General features: G+C 36.7%; 16 protein-coding genes. 8 read left to right on the top strand and 8 right to left on the bottom strand.

The window, feature by feature from the left end; genetic code table 11:
- Nucleotides 1-83: 83 nt before the first annotated feature.
- From H4J76_RS14455 to H4J76_RS14445, 3 genes are all read right to left on the bottom strand, one after another.
- Nucleotides 84-629: a DUF7010 family protein gene (locus H4J76_RS14455; RefSeq protein ID WP_182217556.1), complete on the bottom strand. Its 546-nt coding sequence runs from the start codon at nucleotides 627-629 to the stop codon at nucleotides 84-86.
- A gap of 296 nt (nucleotides 630-925) precedes the next feature.
- Nucleotides 926-1,570: a GNAT family N-acetyltransferase gene (locus tag H4J76_RS14450; RefSeq protein ID WP_182230859.1), complete on the bottom strand. Its 645-nt coding sequence runs from the start codon at nucleotides 1,568-1,570 to the stop codon at nucleotides 926-928.
- 213 nt (nucleotides 1,571-1,783) lie between these two features.
- Nucleotides 1,784-2,167, bottom strand: a complete 384-nt coding sequence (locus tag H4J76_RS14445; RefSeq protein WP_070376254.1) for a DUF3192 domain-containing protein — start codon at nucleotides 2,165-2,167, stop codon at nucleotides 1,784-1,786.
- A 207-nt stretch (nucleotides 2,168-2,374) separates the two neighbouring features.
- Here H4J76_RS14445 and H4J76_RS14440 point away from each other — a divergent pair, with 207 nt between their 5' ends.
- Nucleotides 2,375-2,701 (top strand): hypothetical protein, encoded by a 327-nt coding sequence (locus H4J76_RS14440; protein WP_182217553.1) that lies wholly within the window; start codon nucleotides 2,375-2,377, stop codon nucleotides 2,699-2,701.
- 1 nt (nucleotide 2,702) lies between these two features.
- On the opposite strand, the gene syd is transcribed toward H4J76_RS14440, so the two are convergent.
- Nucleotides 2,703-3,263 carry a SecY-interacting protein gene (syd, locus tag H4J76_RS14435; protein WP_070376252.1) on the bottom strand — a complete coding sequence of 187 codons (561 nt, stop codon included), beginning with the start codon at nucleotides 3,261-3,263 and terminating at the stop codon, nucleotides 2,703-2,705.
- Between the two features lie 61 nt (nucleotides 3,264-3,324).
- Here syd and queF point away from each other — a divergent pair, with 61 nt between their 5' ends.
- From queF to H4J76_RS14405, 6 genes are all read left to right on the top strand, one after another.
- Nucleotides 3,325-4,188, top strand: a complete 864-nt coding sequence (gene queF / locus H4J76_RS14430) for an NADPH-dependent 7-cyano-7-deazaguanine reductase QueF (protein WP_182222483.1) — start codon at nucleotides 3,325-3,327, stop codon at nucleotides 4,186-4,188.
- A gap of 184 nt (nucleotides 4,189-4,372) precedes the next feature.
- Complete coding sequence (locus H4J76_RS14425; protein WP_182222482.1) at nucleotides 4,373-5,971, top strand: GGDEF domain-containing protein; 1,599 nt, start codon at nucleotides 4,373-4,375, stop codon at nucleotides 5,969-5,971.
- A 105-nt stretch (nucleotides 5,972-6,076) separates the two neighbouring features.
- Nucleotides 6,077-7,417, top strand: coding sequence for a nucleotide 5'-monophosphate nucleosidase PpnN (gene ppnN, locus H4J76_RS14420; protein ID WP_182222500.1), 1,341 nt, complete (start codon nucleotides 6,077-6,079; stop codon nucleotides 7,415-7,417).
- A 10-nt stretch (nucleotides 7,418-7,427) separates the two neighbouring features.
- The gene (xni, locus tag H4J76_RS14415) at nucleotides 7,428-8,228 is read left to right on the top strand and encodes a flap endonuclease Xni (RefSeq protein ID WP_182222481.1); all 801 of its coding nucleotides are present in this window, start codon (nucleotides 7,428-7,430) and stop codon (nucleotides 8,226-8,228) included.
- A 113-nt stretch (nucleotides 8,229-8,341) separates the two neighbouring features.
- The gene (locus H4J76_RS14410; RefSeq protein ID WP_070376247.1) at nucleotides 8,342-8,719 is read left to right on the top strand and encodes a DUF3192 domain-containing protein; all 378 of its coding nucleotides are present in this window, start codon (nucleotides 8,342-8,344) and stop codon (nucleotides 8,717-8,719) included.
- 204 nt (nucleotides 8,720-8,923) lie between these two features.
- Nucleotides 8,924-9,931: an isocitrate dehydrogenase gene (locus tag H4J76_RS14405; RefSeq protein WP_070376246.1), complete on the top strand. Its 1,008-nt coding sequence runs from the start codon at nucleotides 8,924-8,926 to the stop codon at nucleotides 9,929-9,931.
- A 93-nt stretch (nucleotides 9,932-10,024) separates the two neighbouring features.
- Here the strand turns inward: H4J76_RS14405 and rlmM are convergent, their stop codons facing one another.
- From rlmM to H4J76_RS14385, 4 genes are read right to left on the bottom strand one after another with little or no spacing between them, the layout of a single operon-like run.
- The gene (gene rlmM, locus H4J76_RS14400; RefSeq protein ID WP_070376245.1) at nucleotides 10,025-11,113 is read right to left on the bottom strand and encodes a 23S rRNA (cytidine(2498)-2'-O)-methyltransferase RlmM; all 1,089 of its coding nucleotides are present in this window, start codon (nucleotides 11,111-11,113) and stop codon (nucleotides 10,025-10,027) included.
- A gap of 11 nt (nucleotides 11,114-11,124) precedes the next feature.
- On the bottom strand, nucleotides 11,125-11,613 hold the full coding sequence (locus H4J76_RS14395; protein ID WP_259377150.1) for a DUF423 domain-containing protein: 489 nt from the start codon (nucleotides 11,611-11,613) through the stop codon (nucleotides 11,125-11,127).
- A complete protein-coding gene (locus H4J76_RS14390; RefSeq protein WP_220465321.1) occupies nucleotides 11,567-12,235 on the bottom strand; it encodes an alpha/beta family hydrolase in 669 nt (222 codons plus the stop codon). Before H4J76_RS14390 ends, H4J76_RS14395 begins: the two co-directional genes overlap by 47 nt.
- The gene (locus H4J76_RS14385; RefSeq protein WP_182217538.1) at nucleotides 12,225-13,133 is read right to left on the bottom strand and encodes a transcriptional regulator GcvA; all 909 of its coding nucleotides are present in this window, start codon (nucleotides 13,131-13,133) and stop codon (nucleotides 12,225-12,227) included. Before H4J76_RS14385 ends, H4J76_RS14390 begins: the two co-directional genes overlap by 11 nt.
- Before the next feature lie 297 nt (nucleotides 13,134-13,430).
- Between H4J76_RS14385 and H4J76_RS14380 the strand changes: the two genes are divergently transcribed.
- Complete coding sequence (locus tag H4J76_RS14380) at nucleotides 13,431-13,700, top strand: hypothetical protein (protein WP_070376242.1); 270 nt, start codon at nucleotides 13,431-13,433, stop codon at nucleotides 13,698-13,700.
- The last annotated feature ends 127 nt before the right edge of the window (nucleotides 13,701-13,827 follow it).

Raw genomic sequence — 13,827 nt, 5'->3', positions numbered from 1 at the left:
ACAGTTCGCCGCCTATAGCATAAAAGATCGTGCTTAGTGGTGGTCAACAAATCATCAAATAATGGCGAGGCGGGAATGAGCAACTAAGTGGCGTTTAAAACCAAACCTTTCGATTGATTAATGATCACAAGTGAGAAGACAATTTCTGTTGCTCCACCAATAAATGCGCCAATGATAAAATTAGCACCTAACAATATACATAACATACCAGAAAATATCAGCACGCTTCCTAAAAGCCAATATATTTTTAAGCCATACAGCGTATTAAACACTAGATAACGTACACCAATGATCATCAGCATTATCGGATAAAACCATTCAACTTGCAGCTTTGCTACATAGAAAGCCAAAAATAAACCAACAAATAAGATAATTGTACTTTCTAATGCCAGTTTGCCAAGTGGATTTTTAGGATAGTGATTGCCAGGACGTTTAAAGTATTTTGACAATAGCATCGACAACGGATGGATAAACATACCGCCAAAGAATAATGCTAGCATACTCAATTGATTCGAATGCACTAAGGCAACTGAACCAGCAGCACACCAAATTAAACCAGAAACTAATACACCAATTCCACCATCAAAATATGAAAAGCGCATATTTTCCTGTGCTGCTTCAAACTTCATCTAAACTCCTTAACTTTGCAATGCATGTCCTATTAACGGCAATTCACTAACAATAATATCCTTAACAAAAATATTGAGTAAACCCCTATAGCTAATACTTAGTGTTTGAACATTTTTTGTAAGCTAAAATGGATAGTTAAAGCACAAAAAGTTGATTAATCAACAAAATATAACATTGGCCACTTTGAAAATACAACCGCTACATTTTTAACTTAGGTAAAAAAACACCTTAAATTAAGTAAAAAAATACCAAATATTAATTTGGTATTTATCTAAAGTTGACCAAGAGAATCAGTTTAACTTTTACTTCGGTAATGAATCATCAGTGAACCCGAAACATTACCAATAGAGAGCTCTTTAACCAGTTCATAATCAACTTCTTTAAAAAATTGTTGATATTTCTTTGTTGTCGCATAAACAGCAACCCCTTCACTTGCAGAGTGCTCTTCTAATATTGTATTGACGGCTGCCATAAGGTAATGACCAAAGCCATGATGTTGATGTAAAGGATGAATCGCAATAAAGGCAAGCATATGAAATTTCTTCATTGGTACAGCAGCAAGTACTGTTTTTTCTTTTTCAATCATCTGTTTGGTACTAAAGTAGCCAGCACCTAGCATCATCTTTAAACGCCAGTGCCAAAATCGCTCTGAACTAACACTTTCATCTGGGCTATTTAAACAAGCAACACCTACCATTGCCTCCCCCAAGTATAAGCCAACCATAGGTTGTTTAGCATGCCAAAAAGCACTTAACTCTTCTCGAATGGCTGCACGCAACTTTTGTTCGTACTCGTTGTTTTCATTGGAAAATATTTCTAGAAAAACAGGATCATCATGATAAGCTTGATACAATAAAGAGGCAGCGAGTTTTAAATCTTCACCTGACAAATAAGCAGCTTTTATATCAAGATTTTTTTTATCACGTATTACTTCTGACATACCTTGTCATCCTTGCGTTTATTATTTTTATTTCATCACCATAGCAGTAAAAAACGAATAAGGTCAAACAAAACTCCAACGCTTTCAAGCTATTTTCTTAAGACAAATATGTAATAATAAACCGTCGATAGCAGGTGCCGTTATAGTAAAAACATTAGGGTTTAGTTGTAAAGGTAGCACTAGCGGTTACCTTTACACTATAAACAATAACGATTAACCTGAAATGTTGCGTCTATAATCTGCACCATTACCCGTTTCTAATAAAACACCATCTACAAAATGTAAATATGTGCACTCGTCCTTAGTGGTTAAATCATCTTTATGGACACGATGAGTACGATAAAAGAGCACCTGTATTTCTTTACCGTCTATTTGGTATTTTTCATTGAAGTCGCCAAGCCCTAGCTTTTGCTTAACATCACTATAGCTGGCATTTAATTGAATTTTGTCAATTTTCTTACGGTTTTCATATTCACGATCGCCAAACGAAGTTGACATTGAATGCCCTTCATCACCGCCACCAACAGCAATAACACATCCCGTTAATGATAAAGTTAAAGGTGCCGCAATAAGTAATGCTATAATTGATTTTTTCATAAGTTTCCCTGATTAATATTTTATGTGTAAATATTTTATATAATTTAAACAACGTTATTGGTCTACAACTTACTTAATAGCAAGGGATAAACCAACTCGGCAACACATTGATATATATATAAATAAAATAAAAACCAGGTAAACACGGCGAACATGTTTTGTGATATTCGCTAAAACATAGCCTCTTTGACAAGTAATTATAAATTTATGACCATAACTGACGAAATAACAATCATCGCTAATCAATTAGCTAATCAAGGTAAAAAGCCAACGGTAGCCTTGCTTAAAACCAAACTAAAAACACCAGTGCCACTGCCAACCCTTATATCAATATTAAGAAATTGGACCCATGACCCTAAACTGATCACATTAACCGGTGAAACTAAGAAGCTTGTTGAAAAAAATCAAACGCTAGCCTTGAACTCTCCAGAAATAGAGATGATGATAACTAAAGCAATAGCAACGGCATTAGAGCCAATAGAAACTGAATTAGCAGAGCTAAAAGCCCTGATCATTAGCCTAAAAAAAATATAAGTTAAGGAATTCTAGGGCTGAGCATATTAATAAAGCTAACCAGTGAGTCGGCCACTTTCTTATGCGCTTTAGCACCTACTTTTTCGACCCAGATCTCCCCGTTGTCATTGTTGACACTTAAAATCATATTATCGTCGTCGGTCAAGGCAAAAAATAAAGTTAATGGTTGCTTTAATTTCTGCTTCATTAATATATGCCCTATCACATTTTCTTGTAAACGTTGGAAGTCATCTTTGCTCCAAGCAAAAAGTAGTGATAAAGCGCCTTCCTCACAGCTTGCATCTAAGGTGTCGCTGTACAAACTGGTGAAATAGGTTTTAAAATCCGCGTGTATTGTTATTTCTAACGCTTTTTCAACATTATCAAAGTTAATCGGGTCGCTTATTTCACAAGGCTGCCAATATTGATGATTTTCATCATAATCATCTGATAAACATGGAGAAGGCCATTGTTCGTCTTTTTCGATAAGCGGTAAATGCTGGTAACGTTCTTGGTATTGTGATAAATATTTTTGTGAAAATAATGATAAAGATTGCATTAACTCGCATGGTGATGATTTCATCTGTTAAAAAGATCCTTTAAAATGTAACGACAAATAGCCAATAGACTAAACTAGCCATTGTATGACAAATTATAAAAACGCAAAAGTATTAAGCCAATTAACACTTGGAAAAGCCACTAATTATTGCAGTGAATATAACCCAGAACTCTTGCAAGCGGTACCTCGAACTTTAAATAGAGACAGTTTAGCTATTCACGCCGAAAGCTTACCCTTTATTGGCGAAGATGTTTGGTATGCCTATGAACTTTCGTGGCTCAATAGCACAGGTAAACCCATTGTTGCTGTTGCAGAATTTCGTTTTCCTTGCACTAGCACTAACATAGTTGAGTCTAAGTCATTTAAATTGTATTTAAATAGCTTTAATCAGAGTCGGTTTTCATCTTGGCAAGAGGTTGAAGATTGCTTAATTAAAGATCTATCCAATACCGCTGAAGGCAAAGCGGGCGTAAAGCTATTTCCTGTTGATAATTGCCCTGCACTGGAAATAAATCATCAGATTTTTTCTGAAAACACCCTATGTATAGATGATGTTGAACTTGATATTGATAACTATCAACTTGATCCAACGCTGCTCAACAATGCAAATATTGCAGGGGAAATGGTCAAGGATGAATCTTTAGTCAGCCATTTATTAAAATCTAACTGTTTAATTACTAATCAACCCGATTGGGCAAGTATTTATATTCAATACAGTGGTCAAAAGATTTCACCGAGCGCTTTGCTAGCTTACTTAATATCATTTAGACAACATAATGAGTTTCACGAACAATGTGTTGAAAGAATATATTGTGATTTAATGAAATATTGTCAAGTGACTGAGTTGACTGTTTTTGCGCGCTACACCAGACGGGGCGGTTTAGACATAAATCCATTTCGATCGACGTCTACCTTACACGCACCAACCGGAAGAACGCTAAGACAATAAACACTATTTGAGTTAAATCAATTATAAATCATTATCAATGCTGACTTTTTAGCATCTTAGGTTTACTATTAAGTCATATAATTTAAAAGTGTGTTCATTTTTATATTAACTATATTTAGCTATACTCAATGCAAATTTATCAAGTCCATTAGCCGATAAAGTACTTTACGGAAGACCGTTTTTTATGAGCAACAACCCAGCAGCCAACAAAGAAATAACATTACTGAAGAAAAAACTCGAACTCGCCATTACTTCACGTGCCGACGTAGAAAAAGACCTGAACTCACAGTCTTCATTGTTAATAACCTTTATTGAAAAGCTTTCTCTTGTATGCAAGGGCATGGATATTACGTTAGATAATAAGTTGGCTAAGTTACGACTTTTACTCAAACAGTCGGCGCCACTTGCTGACATTCAAGCACACATAGCCGCAACTTCACTTTTACTACAAAAGCAATCTCAAATAAACATTTCAAATCTTAACCAATTACACGAAAGATTCCATATCGCTGGTTTAGCTTTGCAAAAAATCAATGGCTTACCTGCTGACTTACGACGTAAATTACGTAGTTTAATCACGGAGTCAAAAGATCCCAAAGATGCTGTTATACAATATGTTCCCTTGTTAAGTCAGTTATTAACCTTTTACGATGACGCCTTAGCAGCAAAGTTTATTGACGCTGCTCCTGTGGGGGGATTATTAGGACAACAGAACTCAACAACAAAAACGGTTGAAGTTAATAACGATGCCGAGCTGAAATACATCGCTCGTTTTGAAACAATTATTGCCGACTTAGTTGTCTCAGATAAACATGCAAAAGATATCGCTGTGATTAAGTCTCAGCTCAATGAAGGTATATCAAACAACAGCTTACTAGACAGTTTTTTGGCCGTATTTGATGTGATCATTGAAGATTTAAACGATGAAAGAAATACTGCAAAAGTATTTCTTTCAACATTAAGCGAAACCTTAACAACGGTGCAGTTCGCAGTAAAAACAACACTAAACAGTTGCAAAGAATCTCAATCACAACATGGTTTATTAAATGAACAGTTGCAAAAACAGATTGTAGATATGGCTAATGGATTAGATAAAGCCACGTCTCTAGCCGATATTAAAGTTGATATTAATGCTAAGTTAAAACTTATTGCTGGTACGCTTTTAAAGAAAACAACCTTTGAACGTGAACAACAAGATGCTTTACACGGCCAATTATCGTCAATGACTGAAAAGGTCGAATTATTAGAAAAACAAAGCAGAAACTTTGAAAAACGCATTCAAGAACAACAAGCCAGAAGCTTACAAGACGCCTTAACTAAGCTCAACAATCGCGCCGCATTTGATGAATACTTCGCTAGAGAAATGGTGCGTTTTCATAATAAAAATTTCGACTTGGCTATTGTGGTAATGGACCTTGATAACTTTAAGCGTATTAATGATACCTACGGCCACACTGCTGGCGATAAAACCTTGCAAGTTATTTCAAGTACCTTAAAAAAACACATAGGTAGTGACGCATTTATTGCACGTTATGGCGGAGAAGAGTTTGTACTCGTATTCTCTGGTACCAATCAAGAAAACTTAATCGATAAACTTAACCGACTGCGCTTACAAGTCGCAAAATTACCCTTTAAATTTAAAAGTAATAAAGTGACCATCACCATTTCTATTGGCGTTACACATATCCAACAAGATGATAATGTCCATATGGCTTTTGAACGAGCAGATGGTGCACTTTATCAAGCCAAAGAGAAAGGCAAAAACAACGTTGTTTACCTATAAATATCGTCTGAAAATTCCGTTTTTTCCTGCAATTATCCATAAAAAGCTAATAACCTTGGTACGTTTCAAGTTATTAGCTTTACATTTTTCTGAAGGAGCTCAATGATGAATACGCAAATAAATCCTGTTGGCAATATGAACCTGCTCTCACAATCAGAAATAGAGCAACTTCAAAAATCAGCGAACAGTAAAACTTATCAAGTCTATCGAAATTGTTCACTCGCGGTATTAAATGCCGGCAGCCATACCGATGATGCCGAACAAATATATCAAAAATTTCAAGATTTTGAGATACAAGTTTTGCGCCGCGAACGTGGGGTAAAACTAGCTTTAACAAACCCACCCGGTGATGCCTTCGTTGATGGTAAAATAATAAAAGGCATACAAGAGCTTTTATCAGCGGTGTTACGCGATATTCTTTTTACCCATAATCGATACCAAGCCGATGCTAAACATACTCAGCAGATAACAGATCTTACATTTGATATTTTACGAAATGCGAATGTTATTATCCCTGAAAGCGATCCTAATCTGGTTACTTGCTGGGGTGGTCATTCTATAAACGATAATGAGTACAAGTACACTAAGGAAGTGGGTTATCAATTGGGCCTGCGAGGCTTTAATATCTGTACAGGCTGTGGCCCAGGTGCAATGAAAGGTCCAATGAAAGGAGCAACTATAGCTCATGCAAAACAGCGTAATAAAGACGGTCGTTATATTGGTTTAACAGAGCCAAGTATTATTGCGGCTGAGCCACCTAATCCTATCGTTAATGAATTAGTTATCATGCCTGATATCGAAAAACGCTTAGAGGCTTTTGTTCGAATGTCACATGGTATTGTTATTTTCCCTGGGGGCGCAGGAACCGCCGAAGAATTGCTTTATATTTTAGGTATTATGCTCAATAGCAAAAATGAAGCTCAAAAATTACCTATTATTTTGACAGGACCTAAAGAGAGCGCAGAATACTTTATTCAAATTGATCGCTTCATTGGCGCAACTTTAGGTGAAAAAGCACAAAACCTTTATGAAATTATTGTTGATGACCCAATTGCAGTAGCTAAAGCCATGCGTCATAAATTAAATGAAGTCATAACTTATCGCAAAAAAACGGGTGATGCCTTCCATTTTAACTGGTCTTTAGTGATTGAGCCCGACTTTCAACAGCCTTTTGAACCTACGCACGAGAACATTGCTAACCTGCTAATTAGCTATGATTTAGACAAAGCGACATTAGCAGCAAACTTACGCCGTATTTTTTCTGCTATAGTAGCCGGTAACGTAAAATCGCAAGGTATTAGAGCGATCAGAGAGAATGGTCCCTTTGAAATATCTGGCGATAAAAAAATAATGAAACTAATGGATAATTTACTGGCGTCATTTGTTGAGCAACAACGAATGAAACTACCTGGCAGTAAATATATACCATGCTATAAAGTAATTTAAGGGTAAATGAATGTCCGCACATCTTGTATTAATTGATGCGTTGAATTTAATTAGGAGAATATACGCAGTACAAGAGCGTCCTTTTCTTTTTAATAACGAGCTTGCAGAAAACACCAAACAACAAGTCCTGTTTAATACCCAGATCGCTTGCGGACAAGCGTTAACAAAAATACTTGATCATCTACAACCTAGCCATGTTTTAGCGGTATTTGATAGTGATAAGCCTTGTTGGCGTTACGAGCTATTCCCTGATTATAAGAAAGGTAGAAAAAAAATGGCAGCACATTTGGCTGCCAGCCTTCCTGATATTCAAGATGAGTTAATGAAGCAACAAGTCGATTCATTAGTACCGGAAGAAGATGAAGCTGACGATATCATTGCGACATTGGCGGTAAAAATGGCATTAAAAGATCAAAATGTTACGATCGTTTCGACAGATAAAGGCTTCCTCTCATTACTGGGTCCACATATCGGCGTTTATGATCACTTTAATCGTCGCCATCTTGATACTAACTTTGTACTAAGTAAATTCAATGTTAAGCCACAACAGCTTATGGATTTATGGACATTAACCGGTGACAATACCAATAAGATTCCAGGGGTTGCGGGGATTGGACAAGTCACTGCTGCACAGTTATTAAATCAGTACGGATCATTAAAAAGTATACTTGAAGCAACTGACATTAAAGCAACATTAGCCAATAAGCTTGCTGAACATAAGGAACAAATTGCACTCAGCCAAGAACTTATTACACTAAAAAAAGACATAGCACTGGGCTTTAATTTAAAAGATATTCGCCTTTCTTCTTAGGGGGCGTGAACAAAATATTAGTATTAAACCTTGTATAAATTAACTAAAATAATTAGCGGTTGTTAAGCTTCATCTTTCAATATTGATCAACAATTTAACGGAAATTTTAATAAATGAATAAGAAAGTCATCTCTCGTATCTTAATCGCATTAGCCATTTACGGTGTTTTTGTTGCCCTAGTGGTAAACTTTTATGATGACAGTCCATCTGATATGGAATGGGGTGATCGCGAATCATATAACAAGCAATACATAGGTAAATTAACCTTAGAAAAGTTTAATTTCGACCAAGCGATCGAAGAATTAGGCAGCCCAGATATAACAGAGGCGAAAAAAGTTAATGAAAACAGTTTTCAAGTGACATTTTATCGTACTCAACACGTTAAATCTGATGGATTTACTACCCAAGACGAATGTACCGCACTTTTATTTAAAAATGGCTCACTTATCGCTATTGGCAACACAGCTTACGAACAGTTTCAACAACTATAAACTAACGCTGAAAGCAGCTTTAATAAAACAAAAGTCTAATAACGTTTTATTAAACGATCCTTTATACTAACAACTATAAAACACAATCAGGTAAAACCAAACGATGTAGGGTGCCTGAAAGGTTTTATCCTAGATTACACAAGTACCGCGTGCTATAACAGCACCCGTTTCCTAATTTGACAAACTCTTTTGAAAGGCAGAAAAATGGCTACACAAACCATAACAGTGATCCCCGGCGATGGCATTGGTCCCGATATTATCGATGCTACAATTAAAATACTAGACAAAGCCGGATGTGATTTTGCATATGAATATGCAGACGCCGGTCTTACTGCTCTTGAAAATCATGGCGACTTGATCCCTGAAAGTACCTTAGCGCTTATTCAAAAGAATAAAATAGCCCTTAAAGGTCCACTTACCACACCGGTTGGCGAAGGCTTTACTTCTATCAATGTTACTTTGCGTAAGCATTTCCAACTCTACGCAAATGTTCGCCCTGTAATATCGTTTAAAGGCACTAAAGCCCGCTACGAAGACATAAACATCATAACGGTACGTGAAAATACCGAAGGTATGTATTCAGGCTTAGGACAAATATTGTCTGATGATGGCGAAGTTGCTGAAGCAAAAAGTTTAATTACCCGTGAAGGTGCTGAACGCATTCTTACTTTTGCCTATGAAACGGCTATCAAAGAAGGTAGAAAAAAAGTAACAGCTGTTCATAAAGCGAATATTTTAAAATCAACTTCTGGCTTGTTTTTAAAAGTTGCGCGTGAAGTTGCTGCCCGTTATCCACAAATAGAATCGACAGAAATGATCGTTGATAATTGTTGTATGCAATTAGTAATGAACCCAGAACAATTCGATGTCATTGTAACAACCAACTTATTTGGTGATATTTTATCTGACTTGTGTGCAGGTTTAGTTGGTGGTTTAGGTATGGCTCCTGGCGCTAACATTGGTGGCGACTGCGCTATTTTTGAAGCTGTGCATGGTAGTGCACCAGATATTGCAGGCAAAAATTTAGCTAACCCTACTTCAGTGATATTAGCCGCTATTCAAATGCTTGAATATTTAAACATGGGTGATAAAGCCAGTAAGATCCGTAATGCAATTACAGATGTTATTGCTACGGGTGATAGAACGACTCGTGATTTAGGCGGCACTCACGGCACCACTGATTTTACCCAAGCGGTATTAGAGCGTTTATAAACCTAACGGGTTAGAAGTTGTTAGTAATACCCGCTTGTAACAGACATTAAAAAACCGACATTACGTCGGTTTTTTAATGCAAGAAGAGCCGTGCTATTCTTCTTTCATTGGCGGTGGAGATAATAATCTTGCATGAACAGTTATTTCTTCACGATCATAATAAAGGTGCTTAGCGTAGAGTTCATACTTTACTTTATGCTCACTAAAAGCATCTTTAAGTATTTGTAAGTCATTAGTGACTTCCTGATAACGGCCTTTCATTGGCAACTTTAAATTAAATATAGCTTCTTTACAGTAACCTTTTAATAACCACTCAGCCATTAGCTTAGCAACGCGTTGAGGTTTTTCGATCATGTCACATACTAACCAATGAACATTTTGTTTCATTGGTACATATTTGAAACCGTCCATCATGCGATGTTTAACTTGCCCTGTATCCATTAATGACTCAGCCATAGCGCCATTATCAATAGCTGTCACCATCATACCACGACGTACTAATTGATATGTCCAACCACCAGGAGCAGCGCCTAAATCAACGGCTTTAAGACCTGATGTTAAACGTTCGTCCCATTCATCGCGAGGTACAAAGTGAAGAAAAGCTTCATCTAATTTTAATGTTGAACGGCTCGGTGAAGCGCTTGGAAACTTCAACCTTGGAATACCCATAGTATAAACAGAGCTATTATCGGCTAACGAAAAACCAAAAATAGCTTCTTTACCACTTAGAAAAAGACCATGTAAGATAGCGCCATCGTTATCACCTTTTTCCATAAGAATTTTATTCTTACGTAATGCCTGGCGTAGCGGTACAGACAGCTTACGACAGAATTTCGAAAGTTCTTTACCTTCGTTTGTGTCAAGCATTTCCATCCGTAAATCAGCATATTGCCATTCGGTACCTAAAACTTCGGTAATAGCTTCAACACGATTGTAATCAGGTAAGTCAATTTTATCTGTTACGGTAACAAACCAATCGCGAGCGAATATCAGGCGGCGCAATGGGATTTTTTCCATTAAAACTTCACCGTCTTGAGGATTGTTTAAATGAAAATAGACTAAACCTTCGTTTTTAGTTAGCTGTAAATAGCCAAACACTTCATTCCACGCGGCTTTTTCTTGAATTTCTGCACCACACTCTTTTTCAAAGCCTGGGCGACAATATAATATAATAGAGGTCATAACTAATTTACCTACAAACGATCTTGGTCTGTGTTTAAAGTACACAGAGTACTATTAATTCCCGCCCAGCTGATACACAACCAACCCAGCGCAAATGATATACCACCAAAGGGAACTATTTTTCCAATAACAGTAAAATCAAAAAATGTTTTTATATACAAAACACCACTAAAAAATAAAATCCCGGCTATAAAAAAGCTTACTGATAAATATAAAAGATTAATAACTTTAGCCGCATGACGCTTACTCATTAGAACTTGCAACCAAATGGCCACAGTAAGTAGTGCTATAGTATGAAAAAATTGATATTGCAATGCATTGGCAAGGCGTGATTGTACTTCATTTGGTAAATTTGCCCCAGCATGAGCAAACCAAGCGCCGAATAATACAGAAAAACAGCCACTGATACCAATAAATATCATAATGGCGGTCAAGTAATTTCTATAAACACAACTATATTTCATCTGGGTTATGCTCATCAATAAATTTAACCATTTCATTAACCGCCGATTGTATGTGTTGAGCATGGGTAAAACCTGACTTTACTCGTGGTTTCAAATTATGATCCCCATCGGTAAAAAATATACAGTGACAACGCTCTGAAAATTCATATTGTGCAATTTCTTCTTGGCTACCTAACGCATCTCGAGTGCCCTGTAAAATTAATATAGGCATTTGTGTTTCTTGCAAAGGTGCCAACCTTAATTTTTCAGGTTTTTTCTGTGGATGAAACGGGTAACCTAAACACATTACCCCTAAAAACTTAGTTGTTTTATCTCCAGCCAATGTCGCAGCGACACGTCCACCCATTGATTTCCCCGCGATAAAAAGGGGTAAATCACTATCTAACCCGTCAATAACGGTGGAAAAACATTCCAGTAATTTTGGCATTCTATCGGGTGGTCTACGATTACCTTGCGCCAAGCGAACATCCATATACGAAAAGTTAAATCTCAATATATTGATATTTTTTTTGTTTAAAGCAAGACTGACTTGTTCCATAAATTCATGACTTTTATCGGCACCCGCACCATGAGCAAAAACAACCAAAGCTTTAGGCTTTGCTACGGTACTAATAATAGTTGAAATATCAGGAGTGAGATTAATCATCTTATTGGTCATTTAATTCTTCTTGGTCTTGGGCAACAGTATCAAGCACCCATTCACGAAATGCTGCAATTTTACCTAAATCAACTTGTCGGTCTCGACACACGACGTAGTAGGCATTTTTACTTTCTAAAACATCTTCAAAGGGACATATAAGCCTACCTGCATCAATATCAGGTTTCGCCAGGAAACTATGAGCTAAGGCGACACCTTGCCCATGCATTGCCGCCTGAACAACCATAGCGGAATGACTGAATATGGGTCCATGATTGACATTGGTTGCTTTAACGTTTACTTGTTTGAACCATCGTTTCCAGTCACGGCGAGAAGTATCATGCAATAAAGTATGGTTGATCAGATCTTCGACTTTATCGAGTGGCTTTTTACCTTGCAACAATAAAGGTGAACAAACAGGAATAAGATATTCTTTTTGTAATTGTTCTGCATCAATATCAGCCCAATGGCCGCGGCCAAAATATATCGCTACATCAACATCACCCGTCAATGAATTCTCAGGTTGATCTACCGCTTTAATTCGAACATCGATGTCAGGATGTAAAGCATAAAAAGCATTTAATCTTGGCACCAACCACTGAATAGCAAAACTTGGTTGTGTGCTAACGGTTATCGCGCCTTTTTCACCACGGGCAAACAATCGCTCAGTTGCTTCGTTAATGGCATTAAAGACATCTTTAATATCAAGATAGTAGGCTTGACCTTCTTCAGAAAGCAACAAAGCACGATTTTTACGCATAAATAACTTTATGCCTAAAAAATCTTCAAGCGATTTTATTTGATGACTGATAGCCGCCTGAGTGACGAATAATTCTTCAGCAGCGCGAGTAAAACTCAACTGTCTTGCTGATGCCTCAAATGCTCTCAAAGCGTTTAGTGGCGGGAGCCTGTTAGACAAAATTCACCTTTAATTATAACTTTTACGTGGAATAGCATTCAAAATAAATGCATAAATAAGCAACAATGATAAATAACTATTATTCATTAGTTTTTCTAATGATAAACATTATAAATTGTCATTTCAAAAGTTACCAGAGTTAACGTAGAATTCGTTTCATAGATGAAGGACTTCATCTTTATCCCAAACATATTGGGCTAGCTATTGAATGTGATTCCCAACCCATGTTCAAGAATTAAGTAAGAAAAGGTCCCAGAACATCTATATGGATATAACGTTTAATTTAAGGGTGACCCTATGAAATTTTTTAATAAAGTAGCAATATTAACAGTAGCAGCAACCATGATGGTAGCACAAGTTCAAGCCATAGAATTGGTAGAAGTAGAAACAGTCGCTGAATTTTCAATAACATTAGCGGCTGAAAAAAGTCTCGCTGATTCAATGAAATTGAGTACCTTTAGCACCATGTTAGCAACAGCTGATATTAACGTGCCAGTGACACAAATAAGCGATAAAGAAGTAAAGTCTACGCGTGACTTTGAAAAGTCACTATTGATTGCTGAGTAAGCGCTTATCTTAATTATAGGTATACTTTAAAAGCTTTTACGGAAGTTTCTCTAGAACTTCTCTAAAGTGGATAATTAAATAATAACCTATAATAACCCAGCGAAAAGAAACAAAAAAGGATGCCATT

The sequence above is a fragment of the Colwellia sp. BRX9-1 genome, from assembly GCF_014077195.1.
In the GTDB taxonomy this organism is placed as follows: domain Bacteria; phylum Pseudomonadota; class Gammaproteobacteria; order Enterobacterales; family Alteromonadaceae; genus Colwellia_A.
Note: the sequence above shows the minus strand (reverse complement) of the source record. Positions and strands in the feature narration are given on the sequence as shown.

What these genes read in the sequence shown, in the direction of transcription:
- H4J76_RS14455 (WP_182217556.1), bottom strand. Translation starts at nt 629, where the DNA reads ATGAAGTTTGAAGCAGCACAGGAAAATATGCGCTTTTCATATTTTGAT.
- H4J76_RS14450 (WP_182230859.1), bottom strand. Translation starts at nt 1,570, where the DNA reads ATGTCAGAAGTAATACGTGATAAAAAAAATCTTGATATAAAAGCTGCT.
- H4J76_RS14445 (WP_070376254.1), bottom strand. Translation starts at nt 2,167, where the DNA reads ATGAAAAAATCAATTATAGCATTACTTATTGCGGCACCTTTAACTTTA.
- H4J76_RS14440 (WP_182217553.1), top strand. Translation starts at nt 2,375, where the DNA reads ATGACCATAACTGACGAAATAACAATCATCGCTAATCAATTAGCTAAT.
- syd (WP_070376252.1), bottom strand. Translation starts at nt 3,263, where the DNA reads ATGAAATCATCACCATGCGAGTTAATGCAATCTTTATCATTATTTTCA.
- queF (WP_182222483.1), top strand. Translation starts at nt 3,325, where the DNA reads ATGACAAATTATAAAAACGCAAAAGTATTAAGCCAATTAACACTTGGA.
- H4J76_RS14425 (WP_182222482.1), top strand. Translation starts at nt 4,373, where the DNA reads ATGAGCAACAACCCAGCAGCCAACAAAGAAATAACATTACTGAAGAAA.
- ppnN (WP_182222500.1), top strand. Translation starts at nt 6,077, where the DNA reads ATGAATACGCAAATAAATCCTGTTGGCAATATGAACCTGCTCTCACAA.
- xni (WP_182222481.1), top strand. Translation starts at nt 7,428, where the DNA reads ATGTCCGCACATCTTGTATTAATTGATGCGTTGAATTTAATTAGGAGA.
- H4J76_RS14410 (WP_070376247.1), top strand. Translation starts at nt 8,342, where the DNA reads ATGAATAAGAAAGTCATCTCTCGTATCTTAATCGCATTAGCCATTTAC.
- H4J76_RS14405 (WP_070376246.1), top strand. Translation starts at nt 8,924, where the DNA reads ATGGCTACACAAACCATAACAGTGATCCCCGGCGATGGCATTGGTCCC.
- rlmM (WP_070376245.1), bottom strand. Translation starts at nt 11,113, where the DNA reads ATGACCTCTATTATATTATATTGTCGCCCAGGCTTTGAAAAAGAGTGT.
- H4J76_RS14395 (WP_259377150.1), bottom strand. Translation starts at nt 11,613, where the DNA reads ATGAAATGGTTAAATTTATTGATGAGCATAACCCAGATGAAATATAGT.
- H4J76_RS14390 (WP_220465321.1), bottom strand. Translation starts at nt 12,235, where the DNA reads ATGACCAATAAGATGATTAATCTCACTCCTGATATTTCAACTATTATT.
- H4J76_RS14380 (WP_070376242.1), top strand. Translation starts at nt 13,431, where the DNA reads ATGAAATTTTTTAATAAAGTAGCAATATTAACAGTAGCAGCAACCATG.